14 protein-coding genes are annotated in these 16,176 nt (G+C 70.6%); 5 read left to right on the top strand and 9 right to left on the bottom strand.

Annotated features, from left to right (window positions below):
- Positions 1 to 28: 28 nt before the first annotated feature.
- The 9 genes from AC6JA9_RS21790 to AC6JA9_RS21750 all read right to left on the bottom strand — a co-directional run bounded on the left by AC6JA9_RS21790 (position 29) and on the right by AC6JA9_RS21750 (position 10,811).
- The gene (locus tag AC6JA9_RS21790) at positions 29 to 1,048 is read right to left on the bottom strand and encodes a hypothetical protein (protein WP_223783299.1); all 1,020 of its coding nucleotides are present in this window, start codon (positions 1,046 to 1,048) and stop codon (positions 29 to 31) included.
- A 74-nt stretch (positions 1,049 to 1,122) separates the two neighbouring features.
- Complete coding sequence (locus AC6JA9_RS21785; protein ID WP_223748580.1) at positions 1,123 to 2,445, bottom strand: hypothetical protein; 1,323 nt, start codon at positions 2,443 to 2,445, stop codon at positions 1,123 to 1,125.
- Positions 2,442 to 3,518, bottom strand: a complete 1,077-nt coding sequence (rtcA, locus tag AC6JA9_RS21780; RefSeq protein ID WP_074952728.1) for an RNA 3'-terminal phosphate cyclase — start codon at positions 3,516 to 3,518, stop codon at positions 2,442 to 2,444. The genes AC6JA9_RS21785 and rtcA overlap by 4 nt, the downstream gene beginning before the upstream one ends.
- 411 nt (positions 3,519 to 3,929) lie before the next feature.
- On the bottom strand, positions 3,930 to 5,870 hold the full coding sequence (locus AC6JA9_RS21775) for a CocE/NonD family hydrolase (RefSeq protein WP_223748581.1): 1,941 nt from the start codon (positions 5,868 to 5,870) through the stop codon (positions 3,930 to 3,932).
- Positions 5,871 to 5,959: 89 nt separating this feature from the next.
- A complete protein-coding gene (locus AC6JA9_RS21770; RefSeq protein WP_370640372.1) occupies positions 5,960 to 7,312 on the bottom strand; it encodes a sigma-54-dependent transcriptional regulator in 1,353 nt (450 codons plus the stop codon).
- A 67-nt stretch (positions 7,313 to 7,379) separates the two neighbouring features.
- Positions 7,380 to 8,723, bottom strand: a complete 1,344-nt coding sequence (locus tag AC6JA9_RS21765) for a sensor histidine kinase (protein WP_497957770.1) — start codon at positions 8,721 to 8,723, stop codon at positions 7,380 to 7,382.
- 12 nt (positions 8,724 to 8,735) lie between these two features.
- A complete protein-coding gene (locus tag AC6JA9_RS21760) occupies positions 8,736 to 9,950 on the bottom strand; it encodes an MBL fold metallo-hydrolase (RefSeq protein WP_408890390.1) in 1,215 nt (404 codons plus the stop codon).
- Complete coding sequence (locus AC6JA9_RS21755; protein WP_408890391.1) at positions 9,947 to 10,498, bottom strand: TetR/AcrR family transcriptional regulator; 552 nt, start codon at positions 10,496 to 10,498, stop codon at positions 9,947 to 9,949. Before AC6JA9_RS21755 ends, AC6JA9_RS21760 begins: the two co-directional genes overlap by 4 nt.
- 124 nt (positions 10,499 to 10,622) lie before the next feature.
- Positions 10,623 to 10,811, bottom strand: coding sequence for a hypothetical protein (locus tag AC6JA9_RS21750; RefSeq protein WP_223783297.1), 189 nt, complete (start codon positions 10,809 to 10,811; stop codon positions 10,623 to 10,625).
- A gap of 303 nt (positions 10,812 to 11,114) precedes the next feature.
- Here AC6JA9_RS21750 and AC6JA9_RS21745 point away from each other — a divergent pair, with 303 nt between their 5' ends.
- The 5 genes from AC6JA9_RS21745 to AC6JA9_RS21725 are packed head-to-tail and all read left to right on the top strand — an operon-like array spanning position 11,115 to position 16,163.
- Positions 11,115 to 12,179, top strand: a complete 1,065-nt coding sequence (locus AC6JA9_RS21745; protein ID WP_223748587.1) for an HlyD family secretion protein — start codon at positions 11,115 to 11,117, stop codon at positions 12,177 to 12,179.
- Complete coding sequence (locus AC6JA9_RS21740; protein ID WP_223748588.1) at positions 12,176 to 12,937, top strand: ABC transporter ATP-binding protein; 762 nt, start codon at positions 12,176 to 12,178, stop codon at positions 12,935 to 12,937. The genes AC6JA9_RS21745 and AC6JA9_RS21740 overlap by 4 nt, the downstream gene beginning before the upstream one ends.
- Positions 12,934 to 13,872 (top strand): ABC transporter ATP-binding protein, encoded by a 939-nt coding sequence (locus tag AC6JA9_RS21735; protein ID WP_497957769.1) that lies wholly within the window; start codon positions 12,934 to 12,936, stop codon positions 13,870 to 13,872. Before AC6JA9_RS21740 ends, AC6JA9_RS21735 begins: the two co-directional genes overlap by 4 nt.
- A gap of 4 nt (positions 13,873 to 13,876) precedes the next feature.
- Positions 13,877 to 15,010: an ABC transporter permease gene (locus AC6JA9_RS21730; RefSeq protein WP_497957768.1), complete on the top strand. Its 1,134-nt coding sequence runs from the start codon at positions 13,877 to 13,879 to the stop codon at positions 15,008 to 15,010.
- 16 nt (positions 15,011 to 15,026) lie between these two features.
- Entirely contained in the window at positions 15,027 to 16,163 is a 1,137-nt protein-coding gene (locus AC6JA9_RS21725; RefSeq protein ID WP_223748590.1) for an ABC transporter permease, read from the top strand.
- Positions 16,164 to 16,176: the final 13 nt, after the last annotated feature.

The following is a 16,176-nucleotide window of genomic DNA, read 5'->3' as shown; positions in this document are numbered from 1 at the left end:
TCCGTCGAGCTGGAGCCGACGGCGCGGCCTACGGCTGCGCCACCCCCGTCTCGTAGGCCGTGCGGATGCTCTGCGCGCAGGCCCGTGACTTCTCGCCCTCCTCGCTCCCCAGCTGACGCAGGCGCGCCAGGACCATGTACCGGGTCCGGGCCGCGTTCACCCACGGGTAGAAGCCGAAGGCCCCCGCGGACGAGTGTCCCGTCACCGTCCAGGTGCCGCCGACGCGCTCCCCTTCAATCCAGTGCCCCAGCCCGTAGTACGCCTCGCCCGCCGTCCACGGCGTGAATGACACCCCCGTGCCTCCGGGCCCGGCGGGCACGGCGTCCACCGTCAGCCGGGTGGCCAGCGCGGTCTGGTTGTTGAGCAGCTTCAAGAGGAAGACGCGGTACTGCGCCGCGCTCCCGGAGAAGCCCCCCGCGGGGGCCACGTCGCTGTCGGACTCCGGGAAGGTGGTGCCCAGCAAGGGGTTGAGCCAGTCCATCACGCTCGCGATGCCCGTGCCCCTGCGCAGGGGCATGTCATCCAGCGCCAGCTTCTGCATGTGGCCGCCGTTGTAGAAGTAGCGGCCATTCTGCAGCGGGCGGTAGGTGACGTCCTTGAACGACGCCCCGTAGCACGTGGACACGTTCGTCCCGGCCACGTCACACAGCGTGGTGTTCTCGTCGATGTAGCCGCTGGTGAAGTTGAGGCGCTTCTTCTCGTCCACGGTGAGGTTCGCGTAGCCCTTGGACTCCACGTAGGCGCCCGCGTAGAGCCACTTGCTCGCGGAGGCGATGGGCATCACCGTCGTCGCCGTGACGCCGCTCCCCTTCGACAGGCCGTAGAGCGGCCCTGTCCCGGTGCCGATCTCCCAGTAGAAGTTCCCGAGCGACTTGCAGCCCAGCGCTTCGTGGGCCGTGTCGAACGCGGCCTGTTCGTACACCGTGAGGGCCGCGCGCGTCGTCCCTTCATTCGCTTCGAGCGCGGCGTCGGGATGACCACAGCCGACACTGCCCAGGGACCACAGCGCGCACGCCCAGATGAACCGCGTCGTTCCGCTTCGCTTCATGGGACCTTCCTCCTGAAATGGCCCCATGAGAACCCGCACCCCGCGCGAAGGTTACGCGGCGAAGTCGCCGTTCTTCAGACCTCCTTGAAGTTCCAGCCCGCGAGGTGCTTCAGGTCCTTGGCGCCACCGACGGGGAGGCGCGTCGGCATGGGTTGGGGGTGCGTCGGCGCGGGCACGTCCACCGCGATGCGCTTGATGCCGGTCGTCTTGTCGAGGCTCGCGCACCAGCTCTGCCATCGCTCGCCGTTCAGGCGGTCCCGGAACTTGAGGCCCACCACCTGCTCCGCCGTGGGGGGTGTGGGGGACAAGAGGTCGAGGAACTCCATCCGGCCGCGCACGGTTCCGGTGGGCTCATCGGTGCGAACCTGATGGCAATAGGCCGCGCCCCAGAGGTCCTCTCGGAACTGGATGGCATACACGCTGCCCGGCGTCGGCGGTCCAGGGAGGGACTTCGGCTTCGCGCTGGCGGGAGTCGCCGCGCTGGCCGGCTTGCGTCGCTTCGTGGCCGGCGGTGCCGGGGCGGCGACGGGTTCCTTCTTCGGTCGCTCGAGGTGGCCGAACAGCTTCTCGACGTTCTCCTTCCGGACGCCGTCCTTGGCCGACCACCACGCCAGCGGGGCCGGGACCTCGACCCGAATCGTGGGGCGCTGGTCGCGCTCCACGGCCCGGGTGAAGCGGGTCAGCAGGCCCGGGTGCTCGGGCGTCTCGAGGATGCTGATGAACGCGAGCGCCTCCAGCACCGTCTCGCAGCGATAGGTGCTGCTGGCGCTCAGCAGCTTCGCCTTGTGGAGCGCGGTGCGCGCATGGCTGTAGCGCGACGCGGGCGGAAGGCGGCGCAGCAGGTCCAGTATCTGGTGGAACACCCAGACATCGCGCGGCGTGGGCTTGGGCCACCCGGCGGCCTTCTGGTCCAGGGCCCGCGTCAGGGTGAGCACGCCCTCCGTCGGTTGCGCCGCCCCCCACATCGCCCCCTGGACGTGATTCAGGTACGCGGTGCAGGTGGCGTCGACGGCATCTTCCTCGAAGAAGCAGACCCGGCAGTGGCCACCGCCCATGGGGTCTTCCTTGTGGGTCGGCATCGCGCGCCCGAGGATGGCGGCGGGCAGGACGGCCAACCACGCTACATCGGCGGAGGTCATCGAGGCCACGAACGCATCCGCGGCGCGTTGCAGGTCCACGGCCTTGGCGGCCTTGCGCAGCTTCTGGATGACCTCGTCGTGCTCCCACTGCACGAAGGTGTTGGGCACCATCCCCGCGGTCTTCAGGCGCTGGTGGTCCTCCTTCGTGAAGGAGGTGGGGATGCGGTGGCAGTAGTTCCCGTCGTCGTCGAAGAAGGTGCTGTTCGTGCCGTAGACGCGGGCCAGCAACGCCATGACTTCGGGGTCAGGAGGACTCATCCCGCGGGGCGTACCTCGACGGCCCCGCTCGCGTCCACCTGGACGCGCACCGGCAGGAAGCGCTCCACGACGCGCGCATGCGTCGTCAGGTGGTCCGTCACCCGCGCCGCCGTGAAGCGCGTGGTCCCGGGCTCCGCCTTCCCCAATCGGCCCGAGGCCAGCAGCGCCGCGGGCAGGAGGATCTGATCCGCGAGGTACTCGTCCAGCGCGCCGCCGGTCTCCATGAAGTGCGCCAGGGCCTCGCCCGCTTCGCGCCCCACCTCTTCCGCGGGACGGCCCTTCTCTCCCAGCGCCGTGAAGCCCGCGATGGTGTGCTCGAACTGGGCGAGCACGAAGGTCACCGTGCCCGTCGAACGCGTCACGGGCAGCGGCCGGTTCTCCGCCTCCGCGACGATGCCTCGCTCGCGCAGCGTCGCCACCGTGGCTCGCGACTGTCGCTCCGCGATGCTGAAGGGCAAGCCGCCCACGAAGGACGAGACATGCACCTCGTGCAGCATCCCACGCGCGGGCAGCTCCACCAGCAGCGGCGGCTGCCTGGGCGCGCCCACCTCCGCGACCAGCTCCCCCGCGCCCTCGGGGTAGAAGCCCGCCTGCGGCATGGTGAGGTGCACCGGCAGCCCGTACGCCATGGCCACCGGCTGCCAGACCGTGGCCACGTAGTGGAAGCTGGGACTGTGCGGCAGGTGCGTCCCACCGCGCAGCGTCAGCCGTCCGCCGCCCGCGAGGGCCAGCGGATAGACGAGACACTGGAACAGGAGCGGTGTGCTCCCGGCGGTGCCCACCTCGACCAGGTAGTCCCCGGCGCGCACGGAGCCCGGGGTGAAGGAGAGCTCCGAGGCGCCCACGGAGGCGCCCTCACTCGTGCCGCCCAGGACCTCCGCGCCGCGCACACACGCCAGATGTTGCGGACGCAGTCCGGGAGGGTCCCTCCGCGAGCGCAGGTGGGTGATGTGGAACGGTCGGCCGGTGATGAGCGACAGCGACAACGCCGAGCGGAGGATCTGCCCTCCTCCCTCGCCCTCACTCCCGTCGAGTCGCACCAGCCCGTTGTCGGGCCCCTCGGTGCCAGTCACTGTCCCACCCTCCCGTCCGTCGTCCCGCGATGCGGCGAAACCTAACAGGAACGGGAGGGGATCTCCCGTCCGTCAACCCTCACGCCTCGTCGAGCGGGCGATGCCTGACACATGCGCCCTCGGGCCCGCCACCCTGTGCACCCCGGGGTGGCGCCATGCCCACCTCGAGTGCGGCTGAGGCTACGAGCCAGGGTGCATCGAGCGGTCCTGGGTGTCCGGCGCCGCTCGCCGTGCCTCCTCGGCGGGTGCCGGAGGCGAACCGAATGCCGTGTCATCCTTCCACCGCCGTCGCGCTGGTCGGCTGTTGACGGCGCGTCGTCCGCCACCGCGCGGACGACCGTGCCGCGCCCCCACCTCATGCATCCAGCGAGGATGCGTCCTCCGCCACGGAGCGAGCGGTCAGGCAGGGCATCACCCGCCCTGCGCGTCCAGCGATGGCAGCACGCCCACCTTGAGCGAGCTCGGATGCGTGGAGGAGTGGTACACGCGATGGAAGGCGCGCGTGAAGTCCGACTCCTTCGCCTCGAAGATGTTGGGCACGTAGGTCTGCGGGTTCCGGTCGATGAACGGGAACCAGCTGGACTGGACCTGGATCATCACCCGGTGCCCGCGCTGGAACGTGTGGAACACGTCGTTCATCGTGAAGCGCACCTTCGTCACCTCGTTCGGCTTGAAGGGCTTGGGCTCGCTGTAGCTGTCGCGGAAGCGGCCGCGGAACGGCTCGCCGCGAATCAGCGTCTGCTGCGCGCCCCGGTTCTCCAGCCCCTTCTCCGCGTCGGCGCGCGACCAGCCGCGCATCGTGCCCGGGTTCACGTCCACCAGCTTCACCACCCAGTCCGCGTCCGAGCCCGTCGTGGAGACCCACAGCTCCGCCTCCAGCGGCCCCGCCACCGTGAGGTCCTGCTCCAGCGGCTCCGTCTGGAACACCAGCACGTCCGGTCTCGTCGACGCGAAGCGCTGGTCCTCCGCCATGAAGCTGCTGCTCCAGCGCGTCAGGATCTCCTGTGTGTACGGCACGGGCTTCGCCGGGTCGCTGATGTACTCGGCGAAGGACTCCGCCGGGTTCGTCCCCGCGGGCGCCTTCATCGACAACCCACCCTTGGGCTGGAAGAACAGCCGCGTCTCACGCAGCCCCTTCGGCGGCCACGCGTCGAACTGACGCCAGCGGTTGGCGCCCGTCTCGAACACCATCGCCTCCGGCACCTCGGGCTTCGCGCCGCCCTTGAGGTGGTACTTGAAGAACCCCTGCGCCAGCGTCTGGAACGCCTCCGCCGTGTTGAAGCCGAACTCCGTGTCCGCCAGCTTGTCGACCTCGCCCCGCGCCCAGCCACCGTGCGGCCACGGTCCGATGAGCAGCGTGTTCTGCGTCCCCGGGTTCTGCTTCTCGATGGCCGCGTACGTCCGCAGCGGTCCGTACAGGTCCTCCGTGTCGTACCACCCGCCCACCGTCAGCACCGCCGCCTTGATGTTCTTCAGGTGGGGCAAGAGGTTCCGCGCCTGCCAGAAGGCGTCGTAGTTGGGGTGCGCGACCACGTCCTTCCAGAACGCGACGTCCCCCTTCATGTGCTTCGTCTCCGCGTTGCTCAGCGGCCCCAGGTCCAGGAAGAACTGATACCCATCCGGCGTGCCGAACGGGAAGCGGTTCCAGTCCTCGTTGTCCGTCGGCGCGGGCCTCGGCTTGCCGAAGCTGGAGAAGAAGTTGAACGCCAGCGTCAGGTTGAAGGCGCCATGCCGGTGCATGTCGTCCCAGAACCAGTCCGCGATGGGCGCCTGCGGCGACACGGCCTTGAGCGCCGGGTGCGAGTCGATGGCGCCCGCCGACGTGTAGAAGCCCGGATACGAGATGCCCCACTGCCCCACCTTGCCGTTGTTGTTCGGCAGGCGCTTCACCATCCAGTCGATGGTGTCGTACGTGTCCGTGCTCTCGTCGATGTCCTTGGGCCCGCGCTTGTTCGGGTTGTGCGGCCGCACGTTGACGAACTCGCCCTCCGACATGTTCCGGCCGCGCACGTCCTGGAAGACGAAGATGTAGCCGTCCTTCTCGAACTCCTCACCCGGCCCCAGGGCGCCGCGGTACCGGTCCAGCCCATAGGGCGCGACGCTGTAGGGCGTGCGGACCAACAGGATGGGGTACTTCTTCGCCGGCGACGCATCCACCGGCGCGTAGACGGACGTGAAGAGCTTCACGCCGTCCCGCATGGGGATGCGGTACTCGAACTTGGTGTAGCCCTTGCGGATGCGCTCGGCGCGCTCCGGAGGCGGGCCCTCGGGCGGTTTCGAGCGCTGGGCCACCGCGGGACTGCCGAGGACGCACAGCAACACTGCCACGAGGCGACGGGATACGGGGGACATGCACGCTCCTGGAAGAGACGCGACATCGTGGGGGACGCAAGCCGGCCCCGAACTCCCCGGAACGACGTTTGTTCCCGAGCCGCCCGGGTTCAGCCCTTCCCCTCTCCGCCTTCCTCGGGGGCGCTGTCCAGTCCGTATTTGCGCAGCTTGTCGTGGAGCGTGGCCCGGCCAATGCCCAGACGCCGCGCCGCGCCACTGCGGTTGCCGCCCTCGATGCGCAGCGCGTCCAGGATGAGCCCGCGCTCGTAGGCCTCCACCCGCTCCTTGAGCCCCAGACCTGCCCCAGCCTCCTCGCCGCGAGGTGGCACCTCGGACTGCGCCATCGTCGCTGGCGCACCGGTGGTGACGGGGGGCGGCAGGAGGGCCAGGTCCAGCTCGCCGTCACTGGACAGCGCCACCAGGCTCTCCAGCGTGTTCTCCAGCTCGCGCACGTTGCCGGGCCATGGCAGCGCGGAGAGCTTCTCGAAGAACCCCTCCGGAAGCGCCAGGCGGCCCGTGTGGAAGCGGCCGCTGAAGCGGTCCAGGAACATGCGCGAGAGCACGGGGATGTCCTCCGGCCGCTCCCTCAGCGGTGGCACGCGGAGCTGCACCACGTTGAGCCGGTAGTAGAGGTCCTCGCGGAACTGTCCCTCCGCCGCGCGCTTGCGGAGGTCGCGGTGCGTCGCCGCCAGGATTCGCACGTCCACCTTCACGGGCCGGTCCTCTCCCACCGGGCGGACCTCGCCCTCCTGGAGCACTCGCAGCAGCTTGGCCTGGAGCGGCGGTGCCAGCTCACCGACCTCGTCGAGGAGCAGCGTGCCCCCGTCAGCCTCGCGGAACAGGCCCTGGCGCGACTTGACGGCCCCGGTGAAGGCGCCCTTCGAGTGTCCGAACAGCTCCGCCTCCGCGAGCTCCTCGGTGAGCGCCGCGCAGTTGAAGCGCAGATAGGGACGGTTCGCGCGCGGCGAGGCGCGCACCAGCGCCTCCGCCACGCGCTCCTTGCCCGTGCCGCTCTCACCCGTGATGAGCACCGTCACGTCTCGCGAGCCCGCGCGCTGGACCAGCTGCGCCAGCCGCCCCATGGACTCCGAGGAGAAGACCAGCGAGCGCGACAGGTTGAGCTCTCCGGTCAGTCGCTCGTTCTCGTCCCGCAGGCGCACGGACTCGAGCGCGCGCGTGACGACGGCGAGCAGCTCGTCCACGTCGAAGGGCTTGCGGAAGTAGTCGTAGGCGCCGGCCTTCACCGCCTCCACCGCGAAGCGCTCCGAGCCATGCGCGGTGATGACGATGAGGCGCGGAGCCCTCGGCGTCGCGCTCACGCGGCGCACCAGCTCCAGACCGTCCATCCGGGGCATCCGCAGGTCCGTGATGACCAGCTCGAAGGAACGCGCCGCGAGCTTCTCCAGCGCGGCCGCGCCGTCCTCGGCCTGCTCCACCTCCACGCCCCGCAGACTCCGGAGCATCTCCTTGAGCGTGAAGCGCACGCCCGCGTCGTCATCGACCACGAGCACGCGAGTCGTCTCGTTCGCCTCAGCCCGCACGCGCCACCTCCCGCTCCCGCACGCCATCGAGCGAGCCCGCGGGCAGCTCCCGAGGCAACATCAGCTCCGCGACACAGCCCCCCGTGTCCTCGTTGCGCAGCGTCACGTCGCCCCCGTGTTGCCGCGCCAGCGCGCGCGCCACCGTCAACCCCAGTCCCGAGCCCCGCGCCTTCGTGGTGACCCCCGCCTCGAAGACGCGGTCGACCAGCTCCGGCGACAGCCCCGTCCCCGAGTCGCGGACGGTGACGCGCACGTCGCCCGCGCTCCCCGACTCGACATCCATGGACACCTGGCCTCCCGAAGGGCTGGCCTCGATGGCGTTGTGGAGCAGGTTCATCACCACCTGCTTCACCTTGCGAGCGTCACACACCGCGAGCACCGGCCCGTCCCCACCGCGCGACAGCCGCACCTGGTGCTCGGTGGCCAGGCCCTCGTGGAGGACGAGCGCCTCGTCACACAGCGACGCCAGGTCCACCTGGTTGACCGAGAGCGGGACGAGCGGGCGCGAGAAGTTGAGGAACTCCTCCAGGATGCCCTGCATCCGCGTCACCTCGCCCGCGAGCACCTCCAGTCGCTCGCGAGGCTGCGCGCGCCCGTCCTCTCGGAGCATGAGCTGCGTGAGCCCCTTCACCGTGGCCAGCGGGTTCTTCAGCTCGTGGGCAATCTCTCCCGACAGCGCCTCCAGCGTCCGCGCGTGGGTGCGGTGCGTGGCGAAGAGCTCGTCACGCTGGAGGAAGGACTCGGTGAGCATGTCCTCGAAGGTGCCGCGGATGGCGGCGCCCACGATGTTGGCCGCGACGACCAGGAACAACATCCCCACGGCGATGGCGAACAACATCGCCTTGGGAGGCTCGCCCAGGAACGACAGGTGCAACGGCGGGGTCCACTCGAACAGGTGGGCCGCCGACAGGAGCGACACCAGGACCAGCTCCGCCGCCATCAACGCCCACCGCTGCCGCTGGGGCAGCACGGCGGCGCCCACGAAGGCGAGCGGCAACACCAGCGGCAGCAGCGGACTGGCCAGCCCTCCCGTGCCCCAGGTCAGGCTCTGCTCCAGGAAGATGCCCAGCGCGAGGTTGCCGGAGATGCTCCGCGTGGTGAGCCCCTCGCGCTCGTAGCGGCGCAGCTCGTAGAAGAAGAACGACAGCGCCACCACCACCTGCCCCACCAACCAGTAGCGTCGCCAGGGCGCGCCATCCGCGAGCGCCGCGGTGGACACGGCGAGCATCAGCACCGCGCCGCCGTACGCCCTCAGGCGCACCATGCGCCCGAAGATATGGGCGATGTGCTTGAGCTGGATGGCCTGGAAGCTGCGTCGACTTCGCGGTTCCATGTGCGCCTTCGGTCAGCGAGCGGCGGGCCCGCCTGGAGAGGTGACGGTGACAGGGCCGTCCATGCCCGTCGAGAGCACCGGATGCTGCGCCGCCGTCTCCCACGTCAGCGTGGGCCACCACTGCTCGCGGACGAGCTCCGCGTCCGGCTCCACGCTCTGCCCCGGCCGGGGCAGCAGCAACGTCACGGAGGCGCTGGTGGCCGCCGCGCGCACCCGCTCGGCGGGCTCCGTCCAACCGTGGTAGGCGAGCCCGAAGAGGGCCCAGTGGATGGGCAGCATCACCTGCCCCCGTAGCATCTGGTGTGCCAGCACCGCCTGCTCCGGACCGATGTGCCAGTCCGGCCACGCCCGGTGGTACTGCCCCGTCTCAATCATCGTCACGTCGAAGGGCCCCAGCTTCTCGCCGATGTCCTTCATCGCCGGGAACAGCCCCGTGTCGCCGGAGAACCAGGCGCGGCGCGTGGGGCCCACGAAGGCGTAGCTGGCCCAGAGCTTGGCGTCGTTGTCGAACAGGTACCGGCCGGACGCATGGCGCGCGGGCGTGGCGACGATGTCCACCGCCCCCACCTTCGTGCGCTCCCACCAGTCGAGCTCCACGATGCGGTCCACCGGCACGCCCCAGTACTCCAGGTGCGCACCCACGCCGAGCGGGACGATGAAGACCGCCTTCGTCTGCTCCTTCAGCGCCACCATCGTCGGCTGGTCCAGGTGGTCGTAGTGGTCGTGGGAGACGACGACGGCGTCGATGGGCGGCAGGTCCTTCATCGCGATGGGCGGCTGGAACCAGCGCTTGGGGCCCGCCCAGGTGAAGGGGGACACGCGCTCGCTCCACACCGGGTCCGTCAGGATGCGCAGGCCGTCGAGCTCCACCAGCTGCGACGAGTGCCCCATCCACGTCACTCGCAGGCCCGACGCGGGCGGCGTCTGGAAGCGCTTCGGGTCGATGGGCTCCACGGCGAGCGGGGCCTGGGGGCTCGCATGGGGGCTGGCGTCGAGCAGTCCCCCGAACATCTCCCCGTAGTGGTTCACCAGGGGCTGTGGGTTCACGAAGCGCCCGTCCTTCCACTGGGGCGAGCGCTCCATGCGCGCCCTGCGCTCCCCCGTCGCCCGCTTGCCGAAGGCCGTGTAGCCATCCACGACCAGGAAGAGCGTGCCCAGCACCAGCGCCGCGCCCAGTCCCATCATCCCTCGACGCAGCACGCGTCGGGCCGTTCCTCGTGTCTTCATCGGGCTGCTCCCAAGGGCATGCACAGCGCGCGCACGGCGAGGGTCAACCCATCGACGAAGGCCTCGCGTGTGTCACCGCTGTGTTTGAGTCCTCGCGCCGTGGCGTTCAGCGTGTCCACGAGCTGCCGGGCGGACAGTCCCGCCGGCTTGTAGGCGGCCGCGAGCCCCGAGGCCCGCACCACCTTCGTCACCGCTTCCACGAACAGGGCCTCGTGCTGGACGACGACCTCGCGCGCGGCGGTGCCGTTCACCACCTCGGTCAGGTCCGACGCCCCCGCGCCCACGCTGCCCACGAAGTGTCCCATCCACGCGTCGAACCCGCGCACCAGCCGGGCCTCGATGGACAGGGAGTCGTCCGAGAGGCCCTCGCGGGCCCGCTGGAGCGCGCCCTCCATCGCGTGCCGCAAGGTGGCCTGGAACAGCTCCTCCTTCGTCGCGAAGTGGAGGTACAGCCCCTGGCGCGAGATGTCGGCGGCCCGGGCCACCTCGTCCATGGACGTCTTGCGGAAGCCGTAGCGCAGGAAGACGCCGAGCGCCGCGTCCAGCAAGCGGTGCCTCCGTGCGTCCTCCGCCGCGGGCCTGGCGGGAGTCTTCGTGTCCGTGCCCATTCTTGTCAGATTTGACAAGATGGACCCAGATTGTCAACTCGACCTGCCGGGCCCGTGGCTGAGCTCAGCGGAGGCTGGAGCGGCCGCCGTCGATGGCGCGCAGCGCGGGCTTGGAGGTGCGACGGGCCGAGGCCTTGGGCTTGCTCGCCGCCTTCTTCTTGGGAGGCGCGGCGGCCTTGGGCTTCTGGGCCGGCAGGCGCTTGCGTGGGTGTGGGAGTGGCAGGCTGAAGAACAGGTACATGTCGAGCAGCATGGGGCCTCTTCGCCTTCGGGACTTGCGCGTGGAGCGTGGCGCGCGGCCGTAGAGCAATGGCGGTGCCACGGCGAGCGCAAGGTGCCATGGCGCTGCGTCCACGGGCGTGAAGAAGCATGAAGAAGGGATGTTGGACTGTCGTGGGGTGTCGGGCTTCCGGCGGGGGTGCCGGATATCCGGCGGGGTGGCCGCGCGGGACTCCGACACCTGGCGGGCGGCCCTGGTGTGGAAACCCTGGCATGCGGTTTGCCATCGAGGGCGGTCGTCACGCGGCGCGAGGCCGCGGCATCGAGGGGAGACTCCATGCGACGTGCCGTCGTGTTGTTCGTGGTCCTGGTGGTGGCGCTCGCCACGCTCCTGGGGGTGCGCATCCTGAAGGACCGACGGGCCGCGGAGGGACCCGCGGGGGGCTCGGGGGTGGTGGAGGGCACGGCGGTGGACCTCCGCGCCCGCATCAACGCCCGCGTGCTGTCGCGGCAGGTGGAGGAAGGCGCCCGCGTGGAGAAGGACGCGGTGCTCGTCACGCTCGATTGCACCGAGCCCGAGGCCGGGCTGGAGGAGGCCCGCGCGAGGTTGTCCATGGCCCAGGCGCAGGCGGACGCGGCGCGAGCGGCGGCGGTGGCCGCGAGCCGCAGCAGCGAGGCGGTGGCGGCGCAGGCGCAGGGAAGCCAGGCGCAGATCGCCTCGCTGGCGGACCAGCAGGGCCTGGCCCAGCGGCAGGCGGACCGGCTCCAGAAGATGGGTGATGCGACCACGGAGGCCGCGCTGGACCAGGCCCGCGCGCAGGCGCAGTCGTTGGAGCAGCAGCTCGCGGCGGCGCGCCATGCGAGCACGGCCGCGTCCCGTCAGGCGCGCGCGGCCACCGAACAGGAGCGCGCGAGCCTGCAGCAGGCGGAGTCCGCGCTTCGCGCCATCCAGGCCGCGGAGGCCACGGTGAGGCGGGCCCAGGTCGCCGTGTCGGAGTGCGAGCTGCGCGCGCCGCTGAGCGGAACGGTGGAGACGCTGGCGCTCGAGGTGGGTGAGCTCGCCCTGCCCGGCGCCGTCGTGGCGCGGCTGGTCGACACGCATCGTCCCAAGGCGACCTTCTATCTGCCGAACGCGGAGCTCGCGGCGGCGCGGCCGGGCCAGTCCGCCACGGTGCGCGCGGATGCGTATCCCGACCGGACCTTCAATGCCCGCGTGGTGACGGTGGCGCGCGAGGCCGCCTTCACGCCTCGCAACGTGCAGACGCGCGGCGACCGCGACAGGCTCGTCTATCCCGTGGAGGTGCACATCGAGGCGCCCGCGGACGTGCTGCTGCCCGGCATGCCGGTGGAGATCACCCTGGGCCCGGTGAACGACGCGGCGGTGGCGGAGCAGCGGCCATGAGCCCCTGCCCCGACGTGGACGTGTCGCTGGAGGACGTGCGCCGGAGCTTCGGGAAGGCCCTGGCGCTGCGAGGCGTGTCGCTGGCCGTGCAGCCCGGCGAGGTCTACGGACTGGTGGGGCCGGATGGCGCGGGGAAGACGACGGCCATCCGCTTGATGGCGGGGCTGCTGCTGCCGGACGCGGGGCGCGTGAGGATGCTCGGTGAGGACCCGGCGGACACCCGCTCGGCGGTGCGCGAGTCCCTGGGCCTGGTGCCCCAGCGCAACACGCTCTATGGCGACCTGAGCGTCGACGAGAACCTGCGCTTCTTCGCGCGGCTGTTCGGCCTGTCGCGCGAGGACTTCGCGGAGCGGCGCGAGCGACTGCTCGACATCACCCGCCTGGGCCGCTTCACGGAGCGGCGCGCGGATGCGCTGTCCGGAGGCATGTACAAGAAGCTGGCGCTGGCGTGCGCCCTGCTCCACCGGCCGCGCGTGCTGCTGCTGGATGAGCCCACCAACGGCGTGGACCCGGTGAGCCGCCGCGAGCTGTGGGAGCTGCTCTACTCGCTGGTCCACGAAGGCATGACGCTGCTGGTGTCCACGCCGTACATGGACGAGGCGGCCCGGTGTCATCGGGTGGGCCTGCTCTACTCGGGCACCCTCATCGCGGAGGGAGACCCGCGGGCCCTGGCGCGCGAACACGGCGCCGCGGCGTCCAACTTCGAGGCCGTGTTCCTGGCGCTGGTCGAGAAGCACACCGGCGGGAGGGCCGCATGACGCCGGCCATCGAGGTGCGTCACCTGACGCGCAGGTTCGGCGCCTTCACCGCCGTGGACGACGTGAGCTTCGACGTGGGGGTCGGAGAGATCTTCGGCTACCTGGGCGCAAACGGCGCGGGCAAGTCCACCACCATCCGGATGCTGTGTGGCCTCTTGCGACCCACGGGCGGAGACGCGCGGGTCGCGGGCTTCGACGTGGAGCACGAGCCCGAGCGCGTGAAGGCGGGCATCGGCTACATGTCCCAGAAGTTCTCGCTCTACCTGGACCTGAGCGTGCGCGCGAACCTGGAGTTCTTCGCGTCCGCGTACGGTGCGCATGGGAAGGAGCTGCGCACGCGCATCGGCGAGATGGTGGAGCGCATGCAACTGGAGGCGGTCCAGGACGAGGTGACGGGCGCCCTGCCCGGCGGCATGCAGCAGCGCGTGGCGCTGGCGAGCGCGGTGCTGCACCGTCCTCGCATCGTCTTCCTCGACGAGCCCACCGCGGGGGTGGACCCGGTGCAGCGGCGCTCCTTCTGGGAGCTGATTCGCGACCTCGCGTCCCGCGGAACCACCGTCTTCGTCACCACGCACTACATGGACGAGGCGGAGAACTGCGCCCGGATCGGCATCATGGTGGACGGGAGACTGGTGGCGCTCGACACGCCGGCGGGCCTGAAGGCGACACACGCGCCGGGCCGGGTGCTGGAGGTGCGCGGGCCGAACCTGTCCGCGGCGCTCGACTCGCTGCGCGGCATGGACGGGGTGCTGGACGTGAGCCGCTTCGGTTCGGGGGCCACGGTGCGGGTGGACCCGGCGCGGCTTCCCTCGGAGACGCTGGCCGGGTGGCTGCGGGCTCGGGGCGTGGACCCGTTGGAGCTCGAGGACTCCGCGCCGACGCTGGATGACGTGTTCCTGGCGCTCACGGCCCGCGCCCAGCGGGGGGATGACTGACGCCATGGCCGCGACACGCGCGAATCATCGGGTGGGACGCATCCTCGCGATGGCGGAGAAGGAGGTGCTGCACATCCGCCGGGACATCCGCACCCTGTATCTGGCCCTGGCGATGCCGGTGCTGATGCTGGTGCTGTTCGGCTTCGGCATCAGCTTCGACGTGGACCACCTGGAGCTGGCGGTGGTGGACCAGGACCGCACGGACCTGTCACGCGAGCTGGTGCGCCACGTCACCGCGTCGAACGAGTTCGTCGTCACGCACGACGGCATCTCCCCCGAGGCCGCCCTGGGCGAGCTGCGCCGTGGCGCCGTGACGGGCGTGCTCCTCTTGAACAAGGGGTTCGCGGAGGACGTGAAGCGCGGCGGCGCGCAGGTGCAGTGGCTGGTGGACGGCTCGGACGGGAACACGGCGACCCAGGCGCTCGCGAAGGCGCAGGCGCTGGTGCAGATGGCGGGTCGCTCCATGGGGGGGACGGTGCTGCTCGCGGCGCCGCCGCTGGAGGCGCACGTGCGGACGCTGTTCAACCCGGATGCGCGCTCGGCGATGTTCCTGGTGCCGGGGCTGGCCGCGTACCTGCTGGCCATCGTCGCGGTGCTCATCACCGCGCTGACGGTGGCGCGCGAGTGGGAGCGCGGCTCCATGGAGCAGCTCTTCGCGACGCCGGTGGGACGGTTGGAGATCGTCGTCGGCAAGCTGCTGCCCTACCTGGGCATCGGCCTGCTCCAGGTCCTGCTGGTGCTGACGGTGGGGGCCTGGGTGTTCGACGTGCCGGTGCGCGGCAGCCTCGTGGTCCTGGGGCTGGGCTCGGTCCTGTTCCTGGTGGGGATGCTGGGCCAGGGGCTGCTCATCTCGGTGGTGACGCGCAACCAGGTGGTGGCGACGCAGGTGGCGACGATGACGTCGGTGCTGCCGTCGATGTTGCTGTCGGGGTTCATCTTCCCCATCGAGAACCTCCCGGTGCCGCTGAAGCTCATCAGCACGTTGATTCCGGCGCGGTACTTCGTGGCGACGCTGCGCGGGGTGCTCCTGCGCGGGAATGGAATGTCGGTGCTGTGGCCTCAGCTGGTGGCCCTGGCCCTGTTCGCGCTCTTCATGCTGGTGCTGGCGACCCGCCGCTTCCAGCGGCGCCTGGATTGAAGGGAGGGACACGGACATGCATCCGCTGATGGTGCAGTACCGGGCCGTGGTGGTGAAGGAGGTGCGCCAGACGGCCAGGGACAGGCGCGTCATGGCGCTGCTGACGCTGGCGCCCCTGATGCAACTCTTCCTGCTGGGCTTCGCGGTGAACTTCGACGTGCGCCATGTCCCCACGGTGGTGGTGGACCGGGACAGGACGGCGGAGAGCCGCGACTACACGCGCTCCCTGCTCGCCGGGGACACGCTGGACCTGAAGGCGGAGCTCTCCGACGAGCGCACCGCCGAGGAGGCCTTGGAGCGAGGCGAGGCCTCGGTCGCGCTCATCATCCCCCGGGACTTCCAGAGGGATGTCTTGAAGGGCCAGGGCGCGCAGGTGCAGGCGCTGGTGGATGGCTCGGACCCGACGCGCTCGTCCGTCGCGGGGAACGCCGTGGCACAGTTCGCGGTGCTGCGCGCGACCCAGCTCGCCTCGGCGCAGGCCCAGCGGCAGGGAGACCTGCTTCCTCTCGCCCCCGTGGAGCTGGTGCCACGCGTGCTCTACAACCCGGAGCTGGCCACGTCCGTGTACGTGGTGCCGGGCATCGCGGCGATGCTGCTGCTCATCGTCACCACCGTCATCATGGCCATGGGGTTGTCGCGTGAGCGTGAGACGGGGACGCTGGAGCAGCTCCAGGTGACGCCGCTGCGCCCCGGCATCCTGATGGCCGGCAAGGTGACGCCGTTCCTGCTCATCGGTCTGGTGGACGTGGGGCTGGCGCTGTGCGTGGGCGTGTGGGTCTTCGGCGTGCCGCTGCGTGGCAGCCTGACGCTCGTCACGGTGGCCACGCTCTTCTATCTGTTGTCCACGCTGGGCGTGGGGCTGCTCATCGCCACGGTGAGTCGCACGCAGCAGCAGGCGTTCGTCGGAGGCTTCCTCTTCGTGCTGCCGGCGGTGCTGCTGTCGGGGGTGATGAGCCCCGTCCGGGCGATGCCGGACTGGCTCGCGTGGGTGACGTACCTGAACCCGGTGCGCTACTACGTGGAGGTGCTGCGCGGTGTGCTGCTGCGAGAGGCGGGGCTGCCGGACTTGTGGCTGCAGCTGGTCCTGCTCGCCTTCTTCGGCATCTTGATGATGGCCGTGGCGGCGCGGCGGTTCCGGAAGACGTCCGCCTGAGGACGTGTGGGGT

Source organism: Myxococcus sp. MH1 (assembly GCF_059738865.1).
Note: the sequence above shows the minus strand (reverse complement) of the source record. Positions and strands in the feature narration are given on the sequence as shown.